At 23.1% G+C, this 1,148-nt stretch carries 2 protein-coding genes; one reads left to right on the top strand and one right to left on the bottom strand.

Annotation, left to right across the window (positions count from 1 at the left end; translation table 11 throughout):
• The first annotated feature begins 347 nt into the window (after nucleotides 1-347).
• Nucleotides 348-530, top strand: a complete 183-nt coding sequence (locus tag OL66_RS00715; protein ID WP_034172068.1) for a hypothetical protein — start codon at nucleotides 348-350, stop codon at nucleotides 528-530.
• 313 nt (nucleotides 531-843) lie between these two features.
• Here the strand turns inward: OL66_RS00715 and OL66_RS04225 are convergent.
• Nucleotides 844-1,148 (bottom strand): hypothetical protein (locus OL66_RS04225; protein WP_034172067.1); only part of this gene is annotated, 305 nt, incomplete at its 5' end.

The following is a 1,148-nucleotide window of genomic DNA, read 5'->3' as shown; positions in this document are numbered from 1 at the left end:
CTTTAAATAACAATGCAAAGCATGTTAAAATTTTAAAAACAGAAAGAAAAATTTGAAAAAACTACCAAACAAAAGACATATAATAAACCATTCATATTTTTTAGGAATTTGTTCTTTTACAAAACGATCGAGATTTTCTAAAGTAATAGTCCACATTAAAATACCTATAATTAAATTAAAAAAAGACCACAATAAAGAAGCAAAAATAGTCCATGGATTTTATAAATTGATACCCAAACCAAATAAAGCTAATAATATTGTACCAAAAAAAAGAAATCATAAAAAGGATTTTGGTTTGCAAACGAAATTGAGGACTAAATTGAGTTTTTTTAATATTATATAAATAAGTGGCAAAAGCAACAATTAAGGAAGTTGCTATAATAGGGATTATTATCAAAACCAAAGACAAAGATTTTAAAAAAGGATCATTATTTAATTCCAAGAGAGTAGGGGCAAAACCTATAAAAATAAAACCTGAAACTAAAGCAAATAATGAAATCCCAAATTTTCATAAAGGATTGAAAAGATAAAGCCCAATGCCTACAAGAAATGATGAAATTGCTAAAAATCAAACCCCAGGGCACCATTAAGATACCAAAATAAAGTTTTATTTTAGCATCTATATTATTTACTTTTAATAAATCATCAATAGCAAGTTGACAAAATGCAGAGATATCAATAATATAAATTTTTAATTTTAAAGATTTAATAAATTCTAAATATTTATAAATATTAGATTCGGTTTTGAAAAAAAGATAAGCAGATAAGCCACCAAATACAAAAACACATCATAAAATAAAAAAATTAATAAAAACAGTATTATGAGTTACTAATTTGATTTTTTTACTTAATTGGTAATTTTTTTTGATTTTTAATTTCTTCAATTTTTTCTTGTACTAAAAAAGTAATATCGTCATCAGGATTACGTGGTTTTAATATTTTTTTTACTCTTTTAGAAGGATTAATTAAGTATTCAAAAAAGCCCATATTAAATACCTCTTTTTTAGAATTTATAAGTTGTTTGTTTTCTAAAATAAATTTATGGCGAAAATGATTTAGGTTTGGGTTTGATTTGAAAGTTATATATTTGGAATAAAATAAGTTATTTTCTTTGGGATAGATTAGTGCAACAAAATAAAGGATAAGAA

The sequence above is a fragment of the Chrysanthemum yellows phytoplasma genome (genome assembly GCF_000803325.1).
GTDB lineage: Bacteria > Bacillota_I > Bacilli_A > Acholeplasmatales > Acholeplasmataceae > Phytoplasma > Phytoplasma asteris.
The sequence above is the reverse complement of the archived record's forward strand: the minus strand, read 5'-3'. Positions and strand labels throughout refer to the sequence as shown.